This is a genomic window from Serratia sp. BNK-4 (genome assembly GCF_048685115.1).
In the GTDB taxonomy this organism is placed as follows: Bacteria; Pseudomonadota; Gammaproteobacteria; order Enterobacterales; family Enterobacteriaceae; genus Serratia; species Serratia bockelmannii.
Map to the genome: position 1 here is coordinate 2,391,726 of NZ_JBLQTM010000001.1, position 25,820 is coordinate 2,417,545.

Consider the following 25,820-nt stretch of genomic DNA (forward strand, 5'->3'; position numbering starts at 1 on the left):
GCTTCGCGCATAAAGAAAAACGGGCCGCTTTTCAGCGGCCCGTTTTTCTTTGGTTACCCAATTTTACTTCTGCAACGCCCGCAGAATCGCTTCCACGCTGTCTTTGGCGTCGCCAAACAGCATCTGAGTGTTCTCCTTGAAGAACAGCGGGTTCTGCACGCCGGCGTAGCCGGTGTTCATCGACCGTTTGAACGCGATCACGTTCTGCGCTTTCCACACTTCCAGTACCGGCATGCCAGCGATCGGGCTGCGCGGATCTTCCAGCGCCGCCGGGTTCACCGTGTCGTTGGCGCCGATCACCAGCACGGTGTCGGTATCCGGGAAATCTTCATTGATTTCATCCATCTCCAGCACCACATCGTACGGCACCTTCGCCTCCGCCAGCAGCACGTTCATGTGGCCCGGCAAGCGCCCGGCGACCGGGTGAATACCGAAACGGACCTTCACGCCGCGCGCCCGCAGTTTCTCGGTGATTTCCGCCACCGGATATTGCGCCTGTGCCACCGCCATGCCGTAACCCGGGGTGATGATCACCGAGGTGGAGTTCTTCAACTGCTCGGCCACCTCTTCCGCCGTGGTTTCACGGTATTCGCCCATCTCTTCGGCATCGCCGGTGGATGAACCGTCACTGCCGAAACCGCCGGCGATCACGCTGATAAACGAACGGTTCATCGCCTTACACATGATGTAAGACAGGATAGCCCCCGAAGAGCCCACCAGCGCGCCGGTGACGATCAGCAGATCGTTGCTCAGCATGAAGCCCGCCGCGGCCGCGGCCCACCCTGAGTAAGAGTTGAGCATCGACACCACCACCGGCATGTCGGCGCCGCCGATCGAGGCAACCAGATGCCAGCCGAACGCCAGCGCGATCGCCGTCATCAGCAGCAGCGTCACCACCTGCCAGCCCACGCTGTCGGCGCGCACGAACGCCACCAGCAGCAGGAACGAGATCACCAGCGCCGCCAGGTTCAGCTTGTGGCGATTCGGCAGCATCAGCGGCTTGGAAGAGATGATGCCGCGCAGCTTACCGAAGGCGACGATCGACCCGGTGAAGGTCACCGCACCGATAAAGATGCCGAGGAACACTTCGGTCAGATGGATATTCGCCATCACCGGTTCCATCGGTGCGCCGTGATCCAGGTAGCTATTGAAACCGACCAGCACCGCGGCCAGGCCAACGAAGCTGTGCAGCACCGCCACCAGTTCCGGCATTTCGGTCATCTCGACCTTCTTCGCCAGATAGACGCCGATCGAACCGCCGATGATCATGGCGATGATGATCCAGCCGACGTTGCCGGAATCCGGCCCCAGAATGGTGGCGATCAGCGCGATCGCCATACCGGCGACGCCGAACAGGTTGCCCTGCTTCGACGTTTCATGACGCGACAGGCCCGCCAGGCTGAAAATAAACAAAATAGCGGCAACAATGTATGCAGCTGTAACCAATCCTCCAGACATTTGTTACCCCTTAGTTCTTGCGGAACATCTTCAGCATGCGCTGAGTGACGGTGAATCCACCAAAAATGTTGATGCTGGCGATCAGCACGGCGATAAAGGAGAGGAAACTCACCCAGCCGCCGTGGCCAATTTGCAGCAGCGCACCGACCACGATAATCCCTGATATCGCGTTGGTGACCGACATCAACGGAGTATGCAGCGCATGGCTGACGTTCCAGACCACGTAGTAACCGACCACGCAGGCCAGCGCGAACACGGTAAAGTGCGACAAGAACTCTTTCGGCGCCGCGTCCGCCAGCCAGCCGAACAGCAGGATCGCCAGGGCCATCAGGCCGTACTTCAGCCACGGCGAGGTCGGTTTGGCTTCGGGTTTGGCGACCGGTGCAGCGGCAGGTGCCGCTTTCGGCTGGGCGGAGACCTGGATTGGCGGCGCTGGCCAGGTGACTTCACCGCTGCGCACCACGGTAACGCCGCGGATCACCGTATCGTCGAAATCGATGTCGATCTCGCCGTTTTTCTCTTTCGATAGCAGCTTCAACAGGTTGACCAGGTTGGTGCCGTACAGCTGCGAAGATTGGGTCGGCAAGCGGCTCGGCAGGTCGGTATAGCCGATGATTTTCACGCCGTTGCCGGTCACGGTAATGGTGTCGGCCACGGTCAGTTCGCAGTTGCCGCCGGTTTGCGCCGCCAGATCGACGATCACGCTACCCGGCTTCATCGACGCCACCATCTCTTTGGTGATGAGCTTCGGCGCCGGTTTGCCTGGGATCAGCGCGGTGGTGACGATGATATCAACCTCCGCCGCCTGTGCGGCAAACAGCGCCATCTCGGCCTTGATAAAGGCTTCGGACATCACTTTGGCGTAACCGTCGCCGCTGCCCGCTTCCTCTTCAAAATCCAGCTCGAGGAATTCCGCGCCCATGCTCTGCACCTGCTCTTTCACTTCCGGGCGGGTGTCGAAGGCGCGCACGATGGCGCCGAGGCTGCCCGCAGCGCCGATCGCCGCCAGGCCGGCCACGCCGGCGCCGATGATCATCACCTTAGCCGGCGGCACTTTGCCGGCGGCGGTGATCTGGCCGGTGAAGAAGCGGCCGAACTCATGCGCCGCTTCGACGATCGCGCGGTAGCCGGCGATATTGGCCATCGAGCTCAGCGCATCCATCGACTGGGCGCGCGAGATGCGCGGCACCGAATCCATCGCCAGCGCGGTGACGTTGCGCGCCGCCAGCTTGGCCATCAGCTCGGGGTTTTGCGCCGGCCAGATAAAGCTGACCAGCGTGCTGCCTTCGCGCATCAAGGCGATCTCGTCGTCTTGCGGCGCGTTGACTTTCAGGATCAGATCCGACTGCCACACTTCGTTTTCGTCGACCAGCGCCGCACCGGCGGCTTCGTAGGCGACGTCGTCAAAACTGGCCAGTTTGCCCGCCCCGCGTTCAATCGCGACGGTAAAACCCAGCTTCAGCAGTTGTTCCACCGTTTTCGGCGTGGCTGCGACCCGGGCTTCATTGGCCAACCGCTCTCTTGGTACACCAATACGCATAATGTTCCCTTCTCACCTGTCTTGGATGATGTTTATTATTTTCCTGCCCATAGCACGACGCCACCGGCGAGCAAGGCGTTAACTTGCCCGCACTGATTTCAGACGCCAACTATAACCTACTGAAAATAAGGTCGATGATCCATAATTGCTTACGCATTCAGCTCTGTTTTTACATAAAAATGCCGCGCGTGATATGACAAATCGCAATTTACTGTGAAAAAATCCATACAGAACAGCACATTCTGCGTGACAAGAGGTTTACGCCCGGCGTAACGATTGATGGCCACACGCGGCGAAAAAGCATAAAAGTTATCATTTTGTGAATAATTAACATTAATGACACCAAAGCCTTTATTATGGAAACTTATGATGATGGCGCCATCCGTGCGGCCCGCGTCACCGTAAGCGATTTGTCGCACGGGATAACATAAAATGCTGAGACAGTTTTCAGAATTACATGTAATAATCGACGGCTGAATTACACTTAAACAGTTCAGTACGTTATAAACGTTAATGCGCTAGGCGAAAGGATTTTTTATGAAGCTGAAGACCACGATCATCGCGTCAGCCTTGTTATCACTCACCGCGCTGTCTGCTCATGCGGCGCAAGAGTTAACTCCTGAGAAAGCAGCGGCGCTGAAGCCGTTTGATCGCATCACGATTACCGGCCGCTTCAATGCCATCAATGAAGCCGTCGACGCCGTATCCCGCCGTGCAGACAAACTGGGTGCCGATTCCTTCTATATCCAGGACAGCAACAACAGCAACAACGGCGGCAACTGGCGCGTCACCGCAGACCTTTATCATAAAGATGCGCCAGAAGTGAGCAAAACACCAAAATACCGCGTATTTAACGGCGTGAATGAACTGCCTAAAGAGGAAGCCTACCTGCTGGAGCCTTACGATACCGTGAGCGTCAGCGGTTTCTACCGCAGCCAGCCGGACATCAACGACGCCATCTCCAAAGAAGCGCAGAAAAAAGGCGCCGCCTCGTTCTTCATCGTGCGCCAGGTTGACGCCAACTCCGGCGGCAACCAGTTCGTCACCGCGTACATCTATAAGGCCGATGCGCCGAAACGCCGCGTGCAGAGCCCGGACGCTATCCCGGCTGATTCTGACGCCGGCCGCGCCGCACTGGCCGCCGGTGGTGCCGCAGCCGCGAAAGTCGAAATCCCTGGCGTCGCGTCTTCCGGTTCGCCAAGCCGCGAAGTGGGCCGTTTCTTCGAAACGCAGTCCTCTACCGGCCAGCGCTATACCGTCACGCTGCCTAACGGCACCAAGATCCAGGAAGTGAACAACGTGACCGCCGCGCAGATGGTGCCGTTCGATTCCGTCACCTTCACCGGCCACTTCAACAGCATGACCGACGTGTCCACCGAAGTGGCGAAACGCGCGGCCGAGAAAGGCGCCAAGTACTATCACGTCACTCGCCAATGGCAGAACAAGAGCGGCGGCAACCTGACCGTCAGCGCCGATCTGTTCAAATAAAACCCGCTTTTCGGTTTACCATCGGGCAGCCCTTGAGCTGCCCGTTTTTATTGCCGTTCTTTTCGCCACTCGTTGAATAGTTTTTTGTAAATTCCGCATATTCAATCATTGCATCTCTAATCATCCCTCCGTAGAATTTGCGCCAATTTTTAGGGCTATTGTCTATTCGTGCAGTGGTTGTTAACACATTGTTGCCGCCAAGCAGTTCCCTTCCAGTTGTTTATTCTGCGTTCAGGATCCGTCATTGGAAAAAAAACTCGGTCTTACCGCGCTAACCGCTTTGGTGCTCAGCTCGATGCTGGGCGCCGGCGTGTTCAGTCTGCCGCAAAACATGGCGCAGGTCGCCAGCCCCGCCGCGTTGCTGCTGGGTTGGGGGATCACCGGCGTCGGCATTCTGTTTTTGGCGTTCGCCATGCTGTTGCTTACGCGTCTGCGCCCGGATCTGGACGGCGGCATCTTCACCTACGCCAAAGAAGGATTCGGCGAGCTGATGGGCTTCTGCTCCGCCTGGGGTTACTGGCTGTGCGCCGTGATCGCCAACGTCTCGTATCTGGTGATCGTGTTTGCGGCGCTGAGTATTTTCACCGATCGCGGCGGCAACGTGATTCTCGGTGACGGCAATACCTGGCAGGCGCTGATCGCCGAATCCGCCCTGCTGTGGATCGTGCACGCGTTGGTACTGCGCGGCGTGCAAACTGCCGCCAGCATTAACTTGGCGGCCACCCTCGCCAAGCTGCTGCCATTGGGGATGTTCGCCGTTTTGGCGGCGATCGCCTTCAAAATGGACGTGTTCACGCTGGATTTCAAAGGTGTCGCCCTCGGCAAGCCGGTGTGGGAACAGGTCAAGGATACCATGCTGATCACCCTGTGGGTATTTATCGGCGTGGAAGGCGCCGTGGTGGTTTCTGCTCGCGCCCGCAATAAGAAAGACGTGGGCCGCGCCACCATGCTGGCAGTGCTGTCGGCGCTGGCGGTGTACCTGATGGTCACCTTGCTGTCGCTGGGCGTGGTGCCACGCAGCGAACTGGCCGACATGCGCAATCCGTCGATGGCGGTGCTGATGGTGGAACTGATTGGCCCGTGGGGAGACGTGATCATCGCCGCCGGTCTTATCATCTCCGTGTGCGGCGCCTACCTCAGCTGGACCATCATGGCAGCGGAAGTGCCGCTGCTGGCCGCACAGCACGGCGCGTTTCCGCGCGTGTTCGGCAAGCAGAACCGCCATCACGCCCCAGCGTCTTCGCTGTGGCTGACCAACATCGCGGTGCAGCTGGCGCTGGTGCTGATCTGGCTGACCGGTAGCAACTACAACTCGCTGTTGACCATCGCGTCGGAAATGATCCTGGTGCCTTACTTCCTGGTCGGCGCATTTCTGTTCAAGGTGGCTTACCGCCGCCGCGACAAACGCCTGATCTTCGCCGCCACCGGCGCCTGCGTCTATGGTTTATGGCTGCTGTACGCTTCCGGTCTGATGCACCTGCTGATGTCGGTGCTACTGTATGCGCCGGGCCTGTTGGTGTTCATGTACGCCCGTCGCGGCCATCAGGATATCAATCTGCTGAATCGCCTGGAAAAAGGCAGTATCTTACTGCTGCTGGTGGCCACGCTGCCCGCCGGCTGGTTTATGCTGCACTAAAGTGCCCCGTCAATGCGGCTGCCCGTCAGCCGCATTTTGCTTCCTCTTTTTCCCCTGCTACCGCGTTCCCCCCTTTGCACAGTCAGCCATGCGCCACGCTTGCGATCCCAAATGCAATTAATTATCATTATCACTTATTGGTTAGTGGTAAGACGCGAGTGCCCCTGGCGAGAGGCGTCAGGCGGCGGATGAAGACAGGCTGAAAATGGAAGGCATTTCATGGCTGAGAAACTGCTGCACGCATTACCTTTGTTTGCCGCCTGGGAGACGCTGATCGCCGAGGGCAACACGGCGTTTAATCAGCGGCACGATCGCCAGGCGATGACCAGCTATCAACAGGCGCTGGAGGGGGCTCAGGCGATCATCGCCGAGAAGCCTTGGCTGAATGCGGACTATACCGCCAGATTTGAAGCGCTGAATATTTTCGAGTCTGCCCTTGCCGCGCTGATCGTCACGTTCAACAACATCACCCATCTGCGCCTGCGGCAGAAGCCTCTGCGCGGCGTCGAGCTGCATGTTCATCAGGCCCGAGTCGCTATCGAGCAACTCTTGGCCGATTCGTCGCTGTGCGAACAGATGCAGCAGCTCGCTGAGCGGCACCTGCTGCGCTTCAGGATTGAAACCCTGCACTTACTGCGCGAGCACCGTCTGCCGGAAACCAGCATCTGCGCGCCCGCTACCCATCATTCCGCCACCGTGCATTAACAGTGACACATCAACCTGAGGGGTAATCTGCCCATGAATGAATTGAATGACGAGATGAAGAAGATGCTGGCTAAACAGCTGCCAGTGCAGGCAACCAGCAGCCCGAGCGGCGTGCCCGATATCGGCCCCAAGCGTTCTCTGCGCCTCTATGATGACCGTACACTGATTTACAACGAAAATACCGGTGGCCAAACGCTGCAAAACATCAAGGAAGGCTCGAAAATGGCCGTTGTGGTCATCGACCGCGAGGCACTGGACGGCTACCGCTTCGTTGGTACACCCGAACTGTTTCTGACAGGCAAACCGTTTGACGAGGCGCTGGCATTTGCAGAAAAAAACGGGATGAATCCGCCGAAATACGCGGTGTTAATACATATAGACAGTATTTACACCCTGCGTTCCGGTCCCAATGCCGGGACCCGACTTTAGACAGCACGCGTCACGCGGCGTGAGATTTCACGTTCATGGTTAGGCGATCGCAGCAGGTCAATTGCCTAACCATGAACGGGCGGCCGGGTTGATTCCCGGTCAGCTTTTAGGGGGAATGGTGACGGTCATACGCTCACCCACCAGGGCGATCGCAATGCCTTCCGCGCACTCTTTTTGAATGGCCGCCAGCTGTTGCGCCTCCAGCGCATAGGGCAGCTGAATATCAAATACCGTCAGGCCCTGCTGCTGCGCCAGGTCAATCAGGCGCACGATATTGGTTTCATCGCTAACCTGCGTTGACACCACCTGCAGCGCCAGCTCTTTCAACTGCTCTTTGCGCGTTTGTGACGTGGTCACGCGCGATTTCAACACCATGCCGAAGATCGGCATCACACCATAAATAGCATCAACAAAGCGCCAGTGCTTCCTGCACGATGCGGACAGAAAATCCATGTAGTCAAAACAGATTTTCTCACTGCGCGCGATGGATGCAAGGTGATTGCTGTTCATCCCCTCATTCCTCTCATGGCCAGTGTTAACCCGTGGTCTTTCAAGCCGCCGCCGGACGGCAACCTGAAATGCATTGGGGATCTTACATCCAGAAATGGATAATCATGCGAAGCTTTAACGACTTTCCGCCGTATGATGGCATAATTCCCCTATTGTTTGCCAGTCTGTCCAGGAGCTTTAATCAATGGAACACCCCAACTCCGCCCCGGTGCTGATTACCGGCGGCGCGCGGCGCATAGGGCTGGCGCTCGCCAGAGCGTTTCTCCAGCGCGGCGTTCCGGTCATTATCGCCTATCGCAGCGAATATCCGGCGATGGCCGAGTTGCAGGCCTTGGGCGCCCGCTGCATTCAGGGCGACTTTGCCACACATGAAGGTATCTACCGTTTCGCCGACCAGGTGCGGCAAGTGGCGCCCAAGCTGCGCGCGATGATCCACAACGCCAGCGCCTGGCAGGCCGAGTCACCGGAGGTGCCGCCGGAACAGGTGATGGCAGCAATGCTGCAAATTCACGTTTACACGCCCTATTTGCTCAACCAGCTGCTCGAATCCTGTCTGACCGGCCAGGGCCAGGCTGGCGCCGACATTATCCATCTCACCGACTACGTGGTGGAAAAAGGCAGCGACAAGCATATCGCCTACGCCGCCAGCAAGGCTGCGCTGGACAATATGACTCGTTCGTTTGCCCGCAAGCTGGCGCCGGAGGTCAAGGTCAACGCCATCGCGCCGGCGCTGATCATCTTCAATCCGGGCGACGACGAAGCCTATCGCCAGCAGGCGCTGGCGAAATCGCTGATGAAGGTCGCGCCCGGCGAAAGTGAAGTGGTCAATCTGGTGAACTACCTGCTGGAAAGCCGCTACGTCACCGGCCGCACCCACGGCGTCGACGGCGGCCGGCCGCTGCGCTGACGCCAAGATCCGCATGGCGCAACGTCGCGGGCCGCGCTATGCTCAAATCCGCTTTTTATATTAAAACACGGGCATATGCATAAAATTGTTTTTGTGGAAGACGATCCTGAAGTCGGCAAACTGATCGCCGCCTATCTGGGCAAACATGACATCGAGGTGCTGATCGAACCGCGTGGCGACAGCGCGCAGGCGCGCATCGAGCGCGAGCAACCCGATTTGGTGCTGCTGGACATCATGCTGCCCGGCAAAGACGGCATGACGCTGTGCCGCGATCTGCGCCCTACCTTCCCCGGCCCGATCGTGCTGCTCACTTCGCTCGACAGTGACATGAACCATATCCTGTCGCTGGAGATGGGCGCCAACGACTATATCCTGAAAACCACGCCACCGGCGGTGTTGCTGGCGCGCCTGCGTTTGCACCTGCGCCAACACAGCCAACAGCCGAAAGAAGAGTCGGTTCAGCCGCTCACCCAGCATAACGCGCTGCATTTCGGGCTGCTGTGCATCGATCCGGTCAACCGTCAGGTTACGCTGGGCGAAGAAACCATCACCCTGTCCACCTCGGATTTCGATCTGCTGTGGGAGCTGGCGACCCACGCCGGGCAGATCATGGATCGCGAGGCGTTGTTGCAAAACCTGCGCGGCGTGAGCTACGACGGTATGGATCGCAGCATCGACGTGGCGATCTCCCGCCTGCGTCGTAAGCTGTACGACAATGCGCTGGAGCCTTTCCGTATCAAGACGGTGCGCAACAAGGGCTATCTGTTCGCCCCTAATGCCTGGGCTTCGGTGCAACAATGAGAAAACTTTTCGTCCAGTTCTTCCTGCTGCTGTTCGTCTGTTTTCTGGTGATGGCGATGCTGGTCGGCCTGGTGTACAAGGTGACCGCCGAGCGCGCAGGCCGCCAGTCGATGGACGATCTGATGAAAAGCTCGCTGTACCTGATGCGCAGCGAGCTGCGCGAAATCCCGCTGAAGGACTGGAACAAGACTATCGCCACGCTGGATCTCAATCTGTCGTTCAAGCTGCATATCGAACCGCTCGGCAAACAGGAACTGAGCGAGGATCTGAAAAAGCGGCTGCGGCTGGGTGAAATCATCGCCCTCGACGATCAGTACACCTTTATGCAGCGCATTCCGCGCAGCCACTATGTGTTGGTGGTCGGCCCCATTCCTTATCTGTTCTATCTGCACCAGATGCGCCTGCTGGATCTGGTGTTGCTGGTGTTTATCGGCATGTCGCTGGCGCTGCCGGTGTTTCTGTGGATGCGGCCGCACTGGCAAGACCTGCTCAAACTGGAAAACGCCGCCCAGCGGCTCGGTGCCGGGCATCTGGATGAACGCACCCACTTCGATCCCACTTCCAGCCTAAGCCGGCTCGGCGTGGCGTTCAACCAGATGGCCGACAACGTCAACACCCTGATCGCCAGCAAGAAACAGCTGATCGACGGCATCGCGCACGAGCTGCGCACGCCGCTGGTGCGCCTGCGCTATCGGCTCGAGATGAGCGATAACCTGTCCGAAGGCGAACAGCAAGCGCTGAACCGCGATATCGGCCAGTTGGAGTCGCTGATCGACGAGCTGCTGACCTATGCCCGCCTGGACCGGCCGCAGGTTGCGCTAAACATTGAACCCATCGATCTGCCAAAGTGGCTGGAGGACAAGGTCGACGATATCCGTCTTATTCATCAGGAACGCGACATCCAGCTCGATATCCCGCACGTCGGCGACTTCGGCGGCGTCGATCTGCGCCTGATGGAACGCGTGCTCGATAACCTGGTCAATAACGCGCTGCGCTATTCCGAGCAGCGTCTGCGCGTGGGTCTGTGGTTCGACGGCGACCTCGCCTGTTTGCAGGTCGAAGATGACGGGCCGGGTATCCCGCCGGAAGAGCGCGAGCGGGTATTCGAGCCTTTCGTTCGCCTCGATCCCAGCCGCGATCGCGCCACCGGCGGCTGCGGACTGGGGCTGGCCATCGTCCATTCCATCGCCGTCGCCTACCAGGGACAGGTGTTCGTAGAGAGCAGTTCGCTCGGCGGCGCCAGTTTCCGTTTCTGTTGGCCGGTGAAGCCGACATTCAGTTTAAAAGCCGATCTGGCGTAATACCGCCGGACCCTTCTCATTGGAGTCGAATAATAATGACATCTGCACATTCCAACACGTCTGCTTACGATCACCTGCGCGCGCTTTTTAGCCGTCTGTCGCGTTTCGGCCACCTGTCCGCCATCGCCGGTTGGGACATGCAAACCATGATGCCGCCGGGCGGCAGCAAGGCGCGCTCCGAAGCACTGGCCGAGCTGAGCGTGCTGCAGCACCAGCTTTTAACAGCGGAAAGCACCGGCGCGCTGTTGGATCGCGCGCAGCAAGAGACGCTGGACGAGATCGACCGCGCCAACCTGCGCGAAATGCGCCGCCAGTATGAAGACGCGGTGCTGCTACCGGCGTCGCTGGTCGAAGCCAAATCGCTCGCCGGCGCGCGCTGCGAACACGCCTGGCGCGCCCAGCGCCCGGCCAACGACTGGGACGGCTTCGCCGAGAACCTGCGCGAAGTGGTCAAACTCAGCCGGGAAGAGGCGCAGATCCGTGCGCAGGCGACCGGCACCAGCCGTTACGACGCCCTGCTCAATCTGTATGAACCGGGCATGCGCAGCAGCGATCTCGACCGCATCTTCGGCGATCTGAAAACCTGGCTGCCGGATCTGCTGCAGCGCGTGGTGGCCAAACAGGCTAATGAGCCCTGCCAGGCGCCACAAGGCCCGTTCAATGTGGACACCCAGCGTCAGCTGAGCCTGAGCGTCATGAAACTGCTCGGTTTCAACTTCGACAACGGCCGTGTCGACGTCAGCGCCCACCCGTTCTGCGGCGGCGTGCCGGAAGATGTACGCATCACCACGCGCTACAACGAGAAAGAGTTTTTGACCGCGCTGCTCGGTATCGTGCACGAAACCGGCCACGCCCGTTACGAACAGAACCTGCCGCGCGATCTGCTCGGCCAGCCGGTCGCCCTGGCCCGCTCTACCGCCATCCACGAATCGCAGAGCCTGCTGTTCGAAATGCAGCTGGCGCGCGGCAATGAATTCCTGAAAATCTTGCGTCCGCTGGTCACCGCGCAATTTGGCGAACAGCCGGCGCTGGAAGAAGCCAACTTCATTCGCCTCAACCAGCGCGTTAAACCGGGCCTGATCCGCGTCGACGCCGACGAGGTGAGCTATCCTGCCCACGTCATCCTGCGCTACGAAATTGAAAAAGCGCTGATCGAAGGCGAGGTCGAAGTGGAAGACATTCCGGCATTGTGGAATGAAAAGATGCACGCTTACCTCGGCCTCGACACCATCGGCAACTATCGCAACGGCTGCATGCAGGATATCCACTGGACAGACGGCGCGTTCGGCTACTTCCCGACTTACACCCTCGGCGCGATGTACGCCGCGCAGCTGTTCCACAGCGTGCGCCAGGCCCTACCTTCGCTGAGCGAGGATATCGCCGCCGGCAATCTGCAGCCGCTGTTCCACTGGCTGCAGCACAACATCTGGCGCCACGGTAGCCGCTTCCCGACCGAGACGCTGATCGCCAACGCGACCGGCGAAGCGCTCAACCCACGCTACTTCCGTCAGCATTTGGAAAACCGCTACCTGTAATCTCTCCTGGCGCGGCCCTGCCGCGCCCTTTTTTCCTCTGGTTGACCTGACACTGTTCCATAGTGCACTTTCCTGCGGGTAACGCCTTGGCTACAGAGTGGCGGGTGGCCACCCACCATTAGTATGTTGTAACTAAAAAAGCAAAAATACCGAACCAACCGGCCTCTCATCCCAATGCATGGCGGGCGATCATCGCCGCCAGCTGCGGCCTCAACGCGGCGGGCAGGTCATGCCCCATGCCCGGCATAATCTGCAATCTGGCGTTGGCGACGGCCCGAGCGATCGCCACCCCGCCGGCCTTGCGCACCAGCCGATCGCGATCGCCGTGAATCACCAGCGTCGGCGCGGCGATGCGCCGGCTGTAACGCCGCAGATCGCCGCTGCCGAGCAACGCGGAAAGTTGCCGCTGCATGCCTGCCGGATCCACACCCCGCTTCAGCAACCGCGTCACCAGGACATCCAGCTCCGCCTCCTCCGGTGGATAAGTCGCGGTGCCAAGCGCGCGCAGAAAGGCCTTCATCCCTTCCTGGCGCTGCTGCAGCGTCATATCGGCGGCAGGCCGGCGCACCAGCAACCACAGCAGCGAAGGCGCCGGCGGCGGCAACAGCGGCTGATTGGTGCTGGAAAACAAGATGCATAACGAGGCGACGCGCTGCGGGTATTCGGCGGCCAGCACCTGGGCGATCATCCCCCCCATCGAAGCGCCCAGTACGTGAGCCTGCGGAATGCGTAAATGATCGAGCAGATGCGCCGCGTCCGTTGCCATGTCCGCCAGGGTATAAGGCACCGGCGTTTGCCAGCCAAGCTGGGCGCGCAACATCAGCAGCCACAATGGCTGTGAGCGTTGTGCCTGCGTTTTTCCTGAAAGGCCGACGTCGCGGTTGTCATAACGGATCACCCGAAACCCCATGGACACCAGGGCGCGGCAGAAGTCGTCAGGCCACAACAGGAGCTGCGCGCCGATGCCCATGATGAGCAACAACGGCGGGTGCGTCTCATCGCCCCAGTCCTCATAGGCCAGCGGCACCTCGCCCTGTTCAGTCACGCCACAACGAATCGTTATCTCGTTCATTTTAAATCCCTTTTTCCTTGTCTGGCGGTCATTATAGCAGCAATCCCCCTCGCCACCGCCGCCCTGTACATTAGGTTACATGCCGAAACCAATCACTCACGGAAAGCCGGACGCCGTTTGCCTACTATCATCTCAACGGCCCCGCAGTGGGGTTGGTACCCAAAAGTCATGTTGAGGATTCTGCGATGAAAAAAGTATTAGCTCTGGTTGTTGCCGCTGCAATGGGTCTGTCTTCCGTGGCTTTCGCTGCCGAGGCTGCCACCACCGCACCTGCGGCTACCGCAACCACCGCCACCGCTGCGCCGGCTAAAGCTCAGGTGAAACACCACGGCAAGAAAGCCCCGGTTCAGAAAGCTCAGGCGACCAAAAAGCATCACAAAAAAGCCGGCAAGAAAGCCCCGGCGCAAAAAGCCCAGGCGGCTAAAAAGCACCACAAGAAAGCCAGCCACAAAAAAGCGTAATGTCGTGAGGGTCCCCTCACCGTTTCAGGCTTGACGTGTACGACACCCGGTTCACCGGGTGTTTTTTCATCGGGGGGTTCTCATTGATGCTGCGCCGCTACCTGTTCGAGATCGTTCTGACCGCCCTGATCCTTTGCGGACTGATCGCCGTCTTTTTTTACCTGTAGCCTGCCGCATCGCCGGCGGGAAATTATTGAAAAATCAATTATTGCCCATCCACATGGCTGCTAAATCAGTCTATAGTTAGCATTCAGTGTGTTTATGGATGATCCGTATTTGTCAGGCAAGAGATCTATGCGCATATCCGTTTTACTGTTGCTGTGTTCACTCCCGCTCATCGCTTCTCAGGCGGCACGCGCAGACGGCCCGTCCAAGGCCGAGCAAACGCGTCTGTTTTTCGGCAAAGATGAACGAATCAAGGTCACGGATACCGCCGCCAAGCCGTGGCAGGCCATCGGCCAGGTCGAAACCGCCAGCGGCAATCTGTGTACCGCCACGCTGATCTCCCCACACCTGGCGTTGACCGCCGGCCACTGCGTGCTGGCACCGCCGGGGCAATTGGATAAAGCCATCGCTCTGCGCTTCGTGGCGGGTGATAAGTCGTGGCAGTATCAAACCGACAATATCGAGACCCTGGTCGACAGCAAACTGGGCAAAAAGCTGAAGCCGGACGGTGATGGCTGGATCGTCCCGCCCGCCGCGGCCGCTTATGACTTTGCGCTGATCCGTCTGAAAGACAAAAAACCGCTGCCGATCGCACCCTTGCCGCTGTGGCAAGGCGACAGCAAGGCGCTGACTCAGGCCCTGAAACAGGCCAAACGGCTGATAACTCAAGCGGGCTACCCGGAGGATCATCTGGATGACCTCTACAGCCACCAAAACTGCAAGGTCACCGGCTGGGCCCAGCAAAGCGTACTGTCGCACCAGTGCGATACTCTGCCCGGCGACAGCGGTTCGCCGTTGCTGTTGAAAACCGCCGACGGCTGGCAACTGATCGCCATCCAAAGCTCGGCACCGGCGGCGAAAGATCGCTATCGCGCCGATAACCGTGCCCTGGCGGTGCCCGGTATCCGCGAAGCGCTGGACGCGCTGGCGGCAGGCAACTAACCCTCTCTCAACGGCGCATTATGCGCCGTTGCTGTTTCTCTGCTCTGCGAATTTCAACTTGCGCTGCGCCGGCCGCTTGCCGGCCGGTGCACCCGAGCTTAGCTCGAAAGCTGCTCGATAGTTTGCAGAATGCGCTTATCGGAGATCGGGTAAGGCGTGCCCAACTGTTGCGCGAACAGGCTGACGCGCAGCTCTTCTATCATCCAGCGCACCGCTTTTACTTCTTCCTCCTGCTGTCGCTTCGGCGGCAGCTTGTTCAGCCACTGCTGCCAGGCCTGCTGCACCTGCTCCACCCGCAACATCTGCGCGCGATCGCGGTGCGGATCAATAGCCAGTTTTTCCAACCGCCGCTCGATCGCCTGCAGGTAACGCAGCGTATCCGGCAGGCGTTTCCACCCGTTGCCGGTCACGAAGCCGCGGTAGACCAGCCCGCCGAGCTGGGTCTTGATGTCCGACAGCGCCAGCGCCAACGACATGTCCACCCGGCCTTTCAGCCGTTTGTTGATGTTGAAGACCGCCGTCAGGATCTGTTCAACCTGCTTGGCCACCTCGACGACCGTGTCGTTCAGCTCGGCGCGGATCTGCTCCTGCAGCCGTGCAAAGTCTGCTTCTTGCCAGACCGGGCCGCCGTGTTCTGCGATCAGCTTGTCGATGCCGCACGATATGCAGTCGTCGATCAGCTCCAGCACCTTGCCGTACGGGTTGAAATAGAGCCCCAGCTTGGCTTTGTTCGGCAGTTTCTCATGCAGGTATTTGATCGGTGAAGGAATATTCAACAACAGCAGACGACGCGTGCCCTGCCACATCGCCTGTTGCTGCTCGCTTTCGCTGTCGAACAGGCGGATCGCCACGCTGTCCTTTTCATCCACCAGCGCCGGGTATGCCTTCATCGAATAGCCGCCGCGCTTCTGCTCGTAAAACGCCGGCAATTGGCCAAAGCTCCAGACATGCAGATTGCTCTGCTCCAGTCCGTCATCGGCCACCGCCGACAGCGTCTCCTGCACCTTCTCTTTCAACTGCAGGCGCAAGGCGGCCAGATCTTTGCCTTCGCGCAGCGTCTGGTTTTTCTCGCCCACCACGCGGAAGGTCATCTTCAGATGATCGGGCACCTGATCCCACTGCCAGTCATCACGTGACACGGTCACGCCAGTCATGCGCCGCAGCTCGCGCTCCAGCGCGTCCAGCAGCGGCAATTCCAGCGCCGTTACGCGGCCAAGGAACGCCTCGGCGTAGTTCGGTGCCGGCACGAAGTTGCGACGCACCGGTTTCGGCAGCGACTTGATCAGCGCAATCACCAGCTCACGGCGGATGCCGGGGATCTGCCATTCGAAGCCCTGCTCCTCCACCTGGTTGAGGATCGGCAGCGGGATGTGCACCGTCACTCCGTCAGCGTCGGTGCCCGGTTCAAACTGGTAGCTCAGCCGCAGCTTGAGGTTGCCCTGATGCCAGAAGTTCGGGTAATCCAGCGCGCTGATCTTGTTGGCGCCGTCTTTGATCAGCATCTCTTTTTCGAAGTTCAGCAGATCCGGCTGCTGCTTGGCCGCGCTCTTCCACCAGCTGTCGAAATGACGGCCGGACACCACGTCGTTGGGGATGCGGCGATCGTAGAACCCGAACAGCATTTCGTCATCCACCAGAATGTCGCGGCGGCGCGATTTATGCTCCAGTTCTTCCACCTCGGCGCGCAGCTTTTGGTTTTCGCGGAAGAAGGCGTGGCGCGTCTGCCAGTCTCCCTCTACCAGCGCATGGCGGATAAACAGCTCACGGCACAGCAGCGGATCGATGGCGCCGTAGTTGACCTGGCGCGCCGCAACGATCGGCAGACCAAACAGCGTGACCTTTTCGCTGGCCATCACCGCCCCCTGCGACTTCGACCAGTGCGGTTCGCTGTAGCTGTGTTTCACCAGGTGCTGAGCCAGCGGCTCGATCCATTCCGGTTCGATGCGCGCGGCGATGCGTCCCCACAGGCGGCTGGTTTCCACCAGTTCGGCCACCATGGTCCACTTCGGTGGCTTCTTGAACAGGCCGGAGCCGGGGAAGATCGAGAAGCGGGCGTTGCGCGCGCCGGTAAATTCCTGCTTGTCCGTATCCTTCTGGCCGATGTGCGACAACAGGCCGGTCAGCAGCGCGGTGTGGACGCTGCGATAATCGGAAGGCGTGCTGTTGATCGGCAGCCCCAGTTCTTTCACCACCTGGCGCAGTTGGGTATAGATATCCTGCCACTCGCGCACCCGCAGGTAGTTGAGAAAATCGTTGCGGCACAGCCGGCGGAACTGACTGGAAGAGTTCGCCTTTTGCTGCTCCTGCAGATAATCCCACAGGTTGACGAACGCCAGGAAGTCCGAGTCTTTGTCGGCAAAACGGCGGTGTTTTTCATCCGAGGCCTGCTGCTTATCCATTGGGCGCTCGCGCGGATCCTGAATCGACAGCGCGGCGGTAATGATCATCACCTCGCGCACGCTGCCGCTCTTCTGCGCTTCCAACACCATGCGCGCCAGACGCGGGTCGATCGGCAACTGCGCCAGCTGCCGGCCCTGCGGCGTCAGCTGATAGTGGCCGTTATCGGCGGTGGTGATCGCCCCCAGCTCTTCCAGCAGGCGCACGCCATCCTGAATGTTGCGCTTGTCCGGCGCCTCGACAAACGGAAACGCGGCGATGTCGCCCAGCCCCAGCGAGGTCATCTGCAGAATGACCGACGCCAGGTTGGTGCGCAGAATTTCCGGATCGGTAAACGCCGGCCGCGAGAGGAAATCCTGTTCAGAGTACAGACGGATGCACACGCCCTCCGACACGCGGCCACAGCGCCCTTTACGCTGGTTGGCGGAGGCCTGCGACACCGGCTCGATCGGCAGGCGCTGCACCTTGGTGCGGAAGCTGTAGCGGCTGATGCGCGCGGTGCCCGGATCGATGACGTATTTGATGCCCGGCACCGTCAGCGAGGTTTCCGCCACGTTGGTGGCCAGCACGATGCGGCGGCCGTGGTGCGACTGGAAAACCCGGTTCTGCTCGCTGTTCGACAGGCGCGCATACAGCGGCAGCACCTCGGTGTGAGGCAAATTGAGGCGGTTCAAAGCGTCGGCGGTATCGCGGATCTCGCGCTCGCCGCTCATGAAGATCAGAATGTCACCCGGCCCTTCGCGCCCAAGCTCGTCCACCGCATCGAAAATCGCCTGCAGCTGGTCGCGGTCGGTATCATCGCCGTCGTCCACCACCGGGCGGTAACGCACCTCCACCGGGTAGGTGCGGCCGGAAACCTCGATGATCGGCGCATTGTTGAAGTGGCGCGAGAAACGCTGCGGATCGATGGTCGCCGAGGTGATGATCACCTTGAGATCCGGGCGCTTCGGCAGCAGTTCGCGCAGGTAGCCGAGAATAAAGTCGATATTCAGGCTGCGCTCGTGCGCTTCATCGATGATCAACGTGTCGTACTGCATCAGCAGGCGATCCTGCTGTATCTCCGCCAGCAAGATACCGTCAGTCATCAGCTTGACCAGGGTGTTTTCCCCCACCTGATCGTTGAAGCGCACCTTGTAGCCGACGCTGCCGCCGAGCGGGGTTTCCAGCTCGTCGGCGATGCGGTTGGCGACGGTGCGCGCCGCCAGGCGGCGCGGCTGGGTATGGCCGATCAGCCCTTTCACCCCACGCCCCAGCTCCAGACAGATCTTCGGCAACTGGGTGGTTTTTCCCGAGCCGGTCTCCCCGGCGACGATCACCACCTGGTGGTCGCGGACAGCATTTAAGATGTCCTGCTTTTTCTGGCTGACCGGCAGGCTTTCCGGATAGGTAATGCGCGGGCAAGACGCGGCGCGCGCCTGCACTTTTTGCCGCGCCGTCGCGATGTCGCTTTCCACGTCGGCGGCGACCGCCAGCTGGGCATCGGGATTTTTGATTTTTCGTGCGCCCTGCAGGCGACGACGCAGGCGTTGTTGATCGCGGAGCATCAGCTCGCCCAGTTGGGCCGGCAGTGCCTCGAGCGGAGATTTCACGTTCGGTGTTCCTTGTTTCTTCGCCGCCAAGGCCAGGCTTGGCAACGGTTTAATGTTTTTTTAGCGATTTTTTTGCTTTAGCCGCACAGCCTATCACAAACGGCTTTCTCCCCCTACTTCCGCGAGTAAAGCGTCGCCATGTCATTCAATAAAATTGAACGGAGATCTCGAAATATTGCGCTATCACTGTTGGGGGAATGTGAATAGCATGTACTTCATGCAAGGGACGCTGAGTCCTGATGTCACTGTCACAACGTAAGGAATTATCGATGAGCAACGTATTGGTTCTGAAATCAAGCATCCTGGCGACCTACTCTCAGTCTAACCAACTGGCCGATTTCTTCGTAGAGCAATGGAGCAACGCCCACAGCGGCGACACCATCACCGTGCGCGATCTGGCCGCACAGCCAATCCCGGTGCTGGACGGTGAACTGGTCGGCGCGCTGCGTCCTTCCGATGCTCCGTTGACTCCACGTCAACAAGAAGCGCTGGCCCTGTCGGACGAGCTGATCGCCGAGCTGCAGGCCAATGACGTCATCGTGATTGCCGCACCAATGTACAACTTCAACATTCCGACCCAGCTGAAAAACTATTTCGACCTGGTTGCCCGCGCCGGCGTGACCTTCCGTTACACCGAAAACGGTCCGGAAGGCCTGGTGAAAAACAAACGCGCCGTGATCCTGACCAGCCGCGGCGGCATCCATAAAGGCACCCCGACCGACCTGGTAGAACCTTACCTGCGTCTGTTCCTGGGCTTCATCGGCATCACCGACGTGGAGTTCGTCTTCGCGGAAGGCATCGCCTATGGCCCGGAAGTGGCGACCAAAGCACAGGAAGACGCCAAGGCGGCCCTGTCTCAGGTGGTTGCTGCCTAAGACCCTGCGCAGGGGCGCCGAGCCCCTGCCGGACAAGAGGCAAGTCCTGTCAAACCTGCACTACCCTCATAATAATCATCTATCCGTATCTTTTGGCGCGCCAGACGGCGCGCTTTTTTTATTTCTTCAGCCACTGCCCGTTGATGCCGCGCACATACTCGCCGCTCTGCGCCCGCGTCACCAGCTTCTGCCCGGCCATGCGCGCCACTTCGTCGACGGCGATATGGTTGCCGTCCGCCACTTCCTGATACTTCTCGGCGCGGCCGGCGTTGATGCGTTTCACCAGCGCCAGGGTTTCCGCGTCCTGCTTCACCGGCGCGATGTAGCCGCTCAGGGTTTCACCTACCCGCCCTTGCTGCTTCGCCTCATCCAGCGTCAACGCCATCGCCATGCCACTGAACAACCAGGCGGCGCCGGCCAGCCACAAATAACGTTTTTTCATGTCGGCTCCTAGAACAGACCGCTTTGGGTTTTCAGCAGGTTTTCGACGTCCTTATCCACCTTGATATGAATTTCATGCTCGATCTTGACGTTCATATTGATGGTGATCGGATCCTTCGGCGTCGCCACCTCGATGCGCGGCACGCAGCCGCTCAGCAGCGAAACGCACAGCACCGCTGCCAGCGTCGACACACTCATGATTTTCATTGTTGCTCCCCAGGTTGTGAGAGGGCCTGCTCCAGCCACTCCTGTAAATTGTCGCCGAAGCGCAAACTGCGCCACAGCTGAAACACGTTTTCCTGATGGCGATAGTTCAGGATCACCTCGCGCTTGGCGCTTTTCTGCGGGTTGATGCCGTCGATGCGCGCGCTCAGCGTCAACTCGCCCAGGTTGTCGAGATCGACCCGGGCATGCGAACGGTTGATTTCCATGTAGCGCAGCCAGTCGATCGCCGCGCCGGTCGCCAGGTTATTGCTGCCGATGGCGTCGGCCATGTCTTTGTCCAGGCGCAGCGTCAACGTGCCGGCGTTAGCGATCCAGCCGTTTTGCACCAACCACTTCGGATGGTTCAGGAACAGCGGCAGCTCGCCGTCGACCCGGCCGGACATGGCGAACTGCTTCGGTTTCAGGGCGGTAAACAGCGCGCTGAGATCGACCTTATCCAGCTTCAGCACCGCGGCGTCATGCTGCGGCAACCGCAGCGCCGACAAGCTGATATGCCCGTTGAGCATGTCCACGCCGACGTTGCTCAACGTCAGTGGCTGCCCTTCGCTATAAGGATAGGTGCCCTGCAGATCGGCGGAAATGTTCTGCATCTCGAACAGGTTGGTGAAAGACTTGATGCGCAGCGATACCGGCTGTTTAGCTCCCAATTGCCAGTGATGCTGCTTGAAACGGTACGACAGGATGAAATCCAGGCCGCTCATTTCGCCGTCTTTCAGCCACATGCCGCCGTTTTTCACCACCCAGTGGCCACCGGCCTCGAACCCTTGTTCACGGGCGGCGGAAAACGCCGACTGCGCGTAAAACTCGCCGTCGCGCAGCGTGAGATTGAGATCCGGTGCCAACAGCGGTTGGAAGACCTTCAGCGACTGTTTCGGCCACCAGCCTTCGCCGCGCAGACGTTCGCCGTCCCAACGGCCGCGCAGCGCGATCGGCCCGATCTGTTGCGCCTGCAGCTTGCCCTGCATCTGGAAACTGTCCGGCGAACGGCCGTTCACCTGCAGCGCCAGCACCGGCGCCGGCAGATAGCCACCGTCGCTGAAGCTGACCTTATCCGCCGCCAGCTGGAATTCGCCGTTGAACTGCGGGCTTTGTTCATCACGCTGCCAGCGCAGCGGCTGGTTGAGGCTCAAGCGCGGCGCGGCGACCGTCACCAGACCGTACTTCAATTTGTCGAAACCGGTGGAGAGCTTGTCGAGCACCAGCTCGCTGTCCTGCCAACGACCGCTGCCGGCGACGTCCCAGGCGGCCTGCAGCGGCGGCAACCGGCCGTTGCCCCAGTAACGCCACTGCCAGTCGCCCTTGTCCGGCCAGAAATCCTGCGCCTGGCCGTCCAGGTGGAGCTTGAAACGCCCCCAATAACTGTCGCTGGCGCTCAAAATCGCCTGCAGGCGGCCGGTGATGCCGGCGGCGGTCACCTTCACGCCGGCCAGCGGTAGACGCGCCTCTTCCAGCGTCATTTCCGGCGTCACTTTGCCCCACAGACGCAGCAGCGAACCTGGCTGCAGAACCAGCGTCGGGTTAAGAATGCTGCCGCCGATCACGCCCGGGATCGACGCGGTGGTGGAGAAATCGGCCAGATTGGCCTGCCCGGTCAGTTGGAAGCGCAGATCGCTGTCGGTCAACCCCACCTTGCCCGGCCCGAGGGTGAGCACCGCATTACCCTTGCCGTTGTGGCCGGCGGTGATCACGTTCAGCCGCGCGCTGATCTCCGTTTCATCCAATCCCTTGCTCCAGTCGTGCAGCGCGATGCTGAGGCCGCCGTTCAACGGCTGTCCGCTGTAGGGCCAACGCCACTCGCCCTGCTTGATGCTGACCCGCTGCGGGGTCACTTCCCACGGCAGCACCGCCAGCGGCCGATCGTCGCCTTTCTCGCTCACCGTCAACACGCCCTGCTGCTGTTGCCAGCGCATATCCAGCAAAACCGGTTTTTCCAGATAGGCCGTCTGCATTTCACCCTGCAACGCGCCCTGCTTCGGCAGGCTGGCCAGATCCAGCGGGAGAGTTATCTTACCGGCTAGGTGCAGCGGTTGCGCGCTGTTGGGCGGGACGACGGTCAGACTCTGCAACGTCAGCTGCTGTTTTTCATCCAGCCGCGCCTCGGCGCTGAGATTCGGTCCCCGATAATGCAGACGTTGCCCGTCGGGGCCGGAGGAAATCTGTAGCTTGCCGGCATAGCGCTGCCAGGGAATAAGCGTCAGATCATTAATGGTGAGATCCAGCGCCGGCAGTTGCCGCTGCAATTGATCGAGCGCCAGCGGCGCGCTGTTGGCGTCGCCGCCCGGCAGTTTTGACAAACAGGCGCTATCGACGCTGACCTTATCGCTCGACAGCTGCCAGCGGCCTTGGCGGTAAGCCAGCCGCGTCGGACCGACGTTGGCCAGCAGGCAATCTTGCGCGGTGAAACGTGCCCCCGGCAACGCCAGGCCGCCTTGGCGCCAATACAACTTGCCCTGTAACTCAAGTCGGCTTCCCGCCGGCAACCAATGCGATAACACCCCCGGCAGCCAGCGCGGCAAAGTTTGCCATAACGCCAGCACCAGAATTGCACAGCCCGCCACGGTCCCTATGAATACTTTCAATCGCCTGGTCATTAAATGATTGCTTCGTTCCTGAGTTAGGCATTGGTTAAGTCTATGCCTGAATTGACAATAATGATGGCACGAATTTGACATAGGGTGAAGCTGAGCGGGGTCGCAAAGGCGATTTGCACCTTTTTAGCGCAAACGTGTGCGAAGTTGTAGATTTTCGTTACATATACATCACATAAATAGGACGGTTTTCAGACTTTTGTTATTGTCGTTACCGTTGATGATTAATAGTCTTGCAACCATTCTAATAAAAGTTTAGCTGCTAGCTAACTGTGTACTAGAGAAGCCATTCCCCACACCCCCGTGGGGATTTTTTTGCCGCTAATTTCAAATCACGGCCTCAATAAAAGCCTGTACTATGCGGCTGTCGCTCGCTTTACGCCAGATAGCATAAATATCGCTGCGCATTTCATTCCCGCACTCGGTATACGCAACCTCCCGCTGTCGCGCCAGGCTCTCAGGGACAAACGCATACCCCAACCCCGCGCTTACGCAGGCGAATATCACGTCATAGCATTCCACCTCCAGCAGCGCGGCGGGGATCACTTGCTGCTTTTGCAGCCAGGCGTCCACCAGATGGCGATAGTGGCATTGACGCGAATAAACATAGAGATCGCTTTTTGCCAACAACGCTGGCTGATACGCCCCGCCAATGAAGACCAAACGCTCCTGAAAAGCACGCCGGCTCTGCAGCTGCGGATGTTCTATCGGCCCATCTGAAAACACCACGTCCAGAGTTCCTTTTTGCAATTGAAACTCCAGATCCAGCGAATAGCCCTGCACCACACTCAACTGAACGCGGCGGTTCTGCGCACGGTAATGCGCCAACTTTTGCGGCAGATGATGACTCAAGGCGATATCCAGCGCGCCAAGCTTCAGTTCACCCTGCACCGGATCCTGTTCAAGCTGCGCTCGCGCCCGCTCTTCGATAGCCAAAAAGCGCTTGGCTTTATGGTAAAGCGCCCGACCTTCCGGTGTGAGCGACAGTCGATTGCGCTCACGATCAAATAGCGTAACGCCACACGCCATTTCCAACTCTTTTAATTTCTTGGTCACGTTAGAGGGCACGCAAAACAGCCTCTCAGCCGCTGCCGTGAGACTCTCTGACTCAACCACCATGCAAAAGGTCACCAACTGAGCACGTTTCAACATCACAAACCTTCACCAAAAATGAATAGCAACGGAACTTTATTTCACTTTTAGTCAACCATCAAGTCCGTAGAATCCTCGCAGTCAGCACATTGCTGCCACCTGGAAATTCCAGTTTCATTATCGACTGAGGAAATAAACCATGATCACGCTCAATGTCTTTTTTCAGGTCAATCCGGCCAAACGCCCCGCGTTTCTCAGCCTGCTCAACACCATGGTGCAGGAATCCAATAAAGAAACCGGCTGCTCTTTTTACCAGCTTTGGCAATGCCAGAACGATGAAAACAGCTACGCGCTGATCGAAAACTGGGACGATAAGGCGGCGCTTTCGGCACACCAGAAAACCCCGCATTGGGTCGCCTTTAACGATGCCGTCAACGGGTACTTGACCCATGACTACGATGAGCATCATTACACGGAAATCGCTCGCTAACATCGCGTGAACCGGCCCTATGGGGCCGGTTTCATCCTCTTGGTTGACCGAACAAACCCCACGCTGGCCAAACCGCTAACCAATTGTCGAATTTACTAAAATCTGTTAAATTGATCACAAAATCACGGTGGAGAAACCACGATGAAATTGGCGATATACAGTACCAAACAGTATGACCGTAAATATCTCGAACTGGTGAATCAGCAGTTTGGCTATGAGCTGGAATTCTTCGACTTTTTACTCAGCAAAAAAACCGCCAAAACGGCCGCCGGTTGCAAGGCGGTGTGTATCTTCGTCAACGACGACGGCAGCCGTGAAGTGCTCGAAGAACTGGCGGCACTGGGCGTCGAGATCCTCGCCCTGCGCTGCGCCGGTTTTAATAACGTCGATCTGGACGCCGCCAAAGAACTGGGCATCAAGGTAGTGCGCGTGCCGGCCTACTCGCCGGAGGCCGTGGCAGAACACGCGGTAGGCATGATGATGTGCCTGAACCGCCGTATTCACCGCGCTTATCAACGCACTCGCGACGCCAATTTCTCGCTGGAAGGGCTGATCGGTTTTAACATGCACAACCGCACCGCCGGCGTGATCGGCACCGGTAAAATCGGCGTGGCGACGATGCGCATTTTGAAAGGCTTCGGCATGAAGCTGCTGGCCTACGATCCGTTCCCGAGCGAGCAGGCGCTGGCGCTGGGCGCGGAGTATGTCGACCTGAAAACGCTGTACGCGCAATCCGACGTGATTACCCTGCACTGCCCGTTGACGCCGGAAAACCACCATCTGCTGAATGCCGACGCCTTCGCGATGATGAAAAACGGCGTAATGGTGATCAACACCAGCCGCGGCGCGCTGATCGACTCTACCGCCGCCATCGACGCGTTGAAGCAGCAAAAAATCGGCGCGCTCGGGATGGACGTCTACGAGAACGAACGCGATCTGTTCTTTGAAGACAAGTCTAACGACGTGATTCAGGATGACGTGTTCCGCCGCCTGTCGGCCTGCCACAACGTGCTGTTCACCGGCCATCAGGCTTTCCTGACCGAAGAGGCGCTGACCAGCATTTCGCAAACCACGCTGCAGAACATCAGCCTGTTGGATCGCGGCGAAGCCTGCCCGAACCAGCTGAACGCCTGAGCGTAACTTCGGGGCGCCCTTGCGGCGCCCTGTTTATTT

The 25,820-nt window shown here is 59.1% G+C and carries 23 protein-coding genes; 13 read left to right on the plus strand and 10 right to left on the minus strand.

From position 1 onward, the window contains the following. Positions 1-63: 63 nt before the first annotated feature. Entirely contained in the window at positions 64-1,458 is a 1,395-nt protein-coding gene (gene pntB / locus ACMGGW_RS11535; protein ID WP_025302964.1) for a Re/Si-specific NAD(P)(+) transhydrogenase subunit beta, read from the minus strand. A 10-nt stretch (positions 1,459-1,468) separates the two neighbouring features. After that, positions 1,469-2,998, minus strand: a complete 1,530-nt coding sequence (gene pntA / locus ACMGGW_RS11540) for a Re/Si-specific NAD(P)(+) transhydrogenase subunit alpha (RefSeq protein ID WP_089195928.1) — start codon at positions 2,996-2,998, stop codon at positions 1,469-1,471. Between the two features lie 537 nt (positions 2,999-3,535). Here pntA and ydgH point away from each other — a divergent pair. The 4 genes from ydgH to ACMGGW_RS11560 all read left to right on the plus strand — a co-directional run bounded on the left by ydgH (position 3,536) and on the right by ACMGGW_RS11560 (position 7,256). Then, entirely contained in the window at positions 3,536-4,486 is a 951-nt protein-coding gene (ydgH, locus tag ACMGGW_RS11545; protein WP_025302966.1) for a DUF1471 family protein YdgH, read from the plus strand. A gap of 244 nt (positions 4,487-4,730) precedes the next feature. Further along, entirely contained in the window at positions 4,731-6,122 is a 1,392-nt protein-coding gene (locus tag ACMGGW_RS11550) for an amino acid permease (RefSeq protein WP_049207475.1), read from the plus strand. A gap of 219 nt (positions 6,123-6,341) precedes the next feature. Continuing rightward, entirely contained in the window at positions 6,342-6,827 is a 486-nt protein-coding gene (locus ACMGGW_RS11555; RefSeq protein WP_197832004.1) for a hypothetical protein, read from the plus strand. Positions 6,828-6,860: 33 nt separating this feature from the next. After that, entirely contained in the window at positions 6,861-7,256 is a 396-nt protein-coding gene (locus ACMGGW_RS11560) for a pyridoxamine 5'-phosphate oxidase family protein (protein WP_025302969.1), read from the plus strand. A 99-nt stretch (positions 7,257-7,355) separates the two neighbouring features. On the opposite strand, the gene ACMGGW_RS11565 is transcribed toward ACMGGW_RS11560, so the two are convergent. Then, a complete protein-coding gene (locus ACMGGW_RS11565) occupies positions 7,356-7,766 on the minus strand; it encodes a hypothetical protein (protein ID WP_025302970.1) in 411 nt (136 codons plus the stop codon). 184 nt (positions 7,767-7,950) lie between these two features. Between ACMGGW_RS11565 and folM the strand changes: the two genes are divergently transcribed. The 4 genes from folM (at position 7,951) to ACMGGW_RS11585 (ending at position 12,310) form a co-directional block, all read left to right on the plus strand. After that, a complete protein-coding gene (folM, locus tag ACMGGW_RS11570; RefSeq protein ID WP_025302971.1) occupies positions 7,951-8,673 on the plus strand; it encodes a dihydromonapterin reductase in 723 nt (240 codons plus the stop codon). Between the two features lie 75 nt (positions 8,674-8,748). Continuing rightward, positions 8,749-9,474 (plus strand): two-component system response regulator RstA, encoded by a 726-nt coding sequence (rstA, locus tag ACMGGW_RS11575; protein WP_004938307.1) that lies wholly within the window; start codon positions 8,749-8,751, stop codon positions 9,472-9,474. Next, complete coding sequence (gene rstB / locus ACMGGW_RS11580; protein ID WP_043143616.1) at positions 9,471-10,775, plus strand: two-component system sensor histidine kinase RstB; 1,305 nt, start codon at positions 9,471-9,473, stop codon at positions 10,773-10,775. Before rstA ends, rstB begins: the two co-directional genes overlap by 4 nt. Before the next feature lie 35 nt (positions 10,776-10,810). Next, positions 10,811-12,310 carry a carboxypeptidase M32 gene (locus ACMGGW_RS11585; protein WP_197832007.1) on the plus strand — a complete coding sequence of 500 codons (1,500 nt, stop codon included), beginning with the start codon at positions 10,811-10,813 and terminating at the stop codon, positions 12,308-12,310. 166 nt (positions 12,311-12,476) lie between these two features. On the opposite strand, the gene ACMGGW_RS11590 is transcribed toward ACMGGW_RS11585, so the two are convergent. Continuing rightward, on the minus strand, positions 12,477-13,382 hold the full coding sequence (locus tag ACMGGW_RS11590; RefSeq protein WP_197832008.1) for an alpha/beta fold hydrolase: 906 nt from the start codon (positions 13,380-13,382) through the stop codon (positions 12,477-12,479). 185 nt (positions 13,383-13,567) lie between these two features. Between ACMGGW_RS11590 and asr the strand changes: the two genes are divergently transcribed. Both asr and ACMGGW_RS11600 read left to right on the plus strand, forming a co-directional pair. After that, positions 13,568-13,843, plus strand: a complete 276-nt coding sequence (asr, locus tag ACMGGW_RS11595) for an acid resistance repetitive basic protein Asr (protein WP_197832009.1) — start codon at positions 13,568-13,570, stop codon at positions 13,841-13,843. Positions 13,844-14,137: 294 nt separating this feature from the next. Beyond that, entirely contained in the window at positions 14,138-14,950 is an 813-nt protein-coding gene (locus ACMGGW_RS11600) for a trypsin-like serine peptidase (RefSeq protein ID WP_025302976.1), read from the plus strand. 98 nt (positions 14,951-15,048) lie between these two features. Here the strand turns inward: ACMGGW_RS11600 and hrpA are convergent, their stop codons facing one another. Beyond that, on the minus strand, positions 15,049-18,936 hold the full coding sequence (gene hrpA, locus ACMGGW_RS11605) for an ATP-dependent RNA helicase HrpA (RefSeq protein ID WP_072070378.1): 3,888 nt from the start codon (positions 18,934-18,936) through the stop codon (positions 15,049-15,051). A gap of 269 nt (positions 18,937-19,205) precedes the next feature. On the opposite strand from hrpA, the gene azoR reads away from it, so the two are divergent. Then, positions 19,206-19,811 carry an FMN-dependent NADH-azoreductase gene (azoR, locus tag ACMGGW_RS11610; protein ID WP_015377994.1) on the plus strand — a complete coding sequence of 202 codons (606 nt, stop codon included), beginning with the start codon at positions 19,206-19,208 and terminating at the stop codon, positions 19,809-19,811. Here the strand turns inward: azoR and ACMGGW_RS11615 are convergent. The 5 genes from ACMGGW_RS11615 to ACMGGW_RS11635 form a co-directional block, all read right to left on the minus strand. Continuing rightward, positions 19,808-19,945 (minus strand): hypothetical protein, encoded by a 138-nt coding sequence (locus ACMGGW_RS11615; RefSeq protein WP_127145959.1) that lies wholly within the window; start codon positions 19,943-19,945, stop codon positions 19,808-19,810. The two genes, azoR and ACMGGW_RS11615, sit on opposite strands and share 4 nt — an antisense overlap. Then, positions 19,930-20,253: a YdbL family protein gene (locus ACMGGW_RS11620; protein WP_048796882.1), complete on the minus strand. Its 324-nt coding sequence runs from the start codon at positions 20,251-20,253 to the stop codon at positions 19,930-19,932. Before ACMGGW_RS11620 ends, ACMGGW_RS11615 begins: the two co-directional genes overlap by 16 nt. A gap of 8 nt (positions 20,254-20,261) precedes the next feature. Beyond that, the gene (locus tag ACMGGW_RS11625) at positions 20,262-20,459 is read right to left on the minus strand and encodes a YnbE family lipoprotein (protein ID WP_025302979.1); all 198 of its coding nucleotides are present in this window, start codon (positions 20,457-20,459) and stop codon (positions 20,262-20,264) included. Next, complete coding sequence (locus ACMGGW_RS11630; RefSeq protein WP_197832010.1) at positions 20,456-23,068, minus strand: YdbH family protein; 2,613 nt, start codon at positions 23,066-23,068, stop codon at positions 20,456-20,458. The genes ACMGGW_RS11625 and ACMGGW_RS11630 overlap by 4 nt, the downstream gene beginning before the upstream one ends. A 324-nt stretch (positions 23,069-23,392) precedes the next feature. Continuing rightward, positions 23,393-24,217, minus strand: a complete 825-nt coding sequence (locus tag ACMGGW_RS11635) for a LysR family transcriptional regulator (RefSeq protein ID WP_080287156.1) — start codon at positions 24,215-24,217, stop codon at positions 23,393-23,395. Positions 24,218-24,356: 139 nt separating this feature from the next. Between ACMGGW_RS11635 and ACMGGW_RS11640 the strand changes: the two genes are divergently transcribed. Then, a complete protein-coding gene (locus ACMGGW_RS11640) occupies positions 24,357-24,647 on the plus strand; it encodes a putative quinol monooxygenase (RefSeq protein ID WP_025302982.1) in 291 nt (96 codons plus the stop codon). 141 nt (positions 24,648-24,788) lie between these two features. After that, positions 24,789-25,781 (plus strand): 2-hydroxyacid dehydrogenase, encoded by a 993-nt coding sequence (locus ACMGGW_RS11645; protein WP_025302983.1) that lies wholly within the window; start codon positions 24,789-24,791, stop codon positions 25,779-25,781. Positions 25,782-25,820 lie beyond the last annotated feature (39 nt).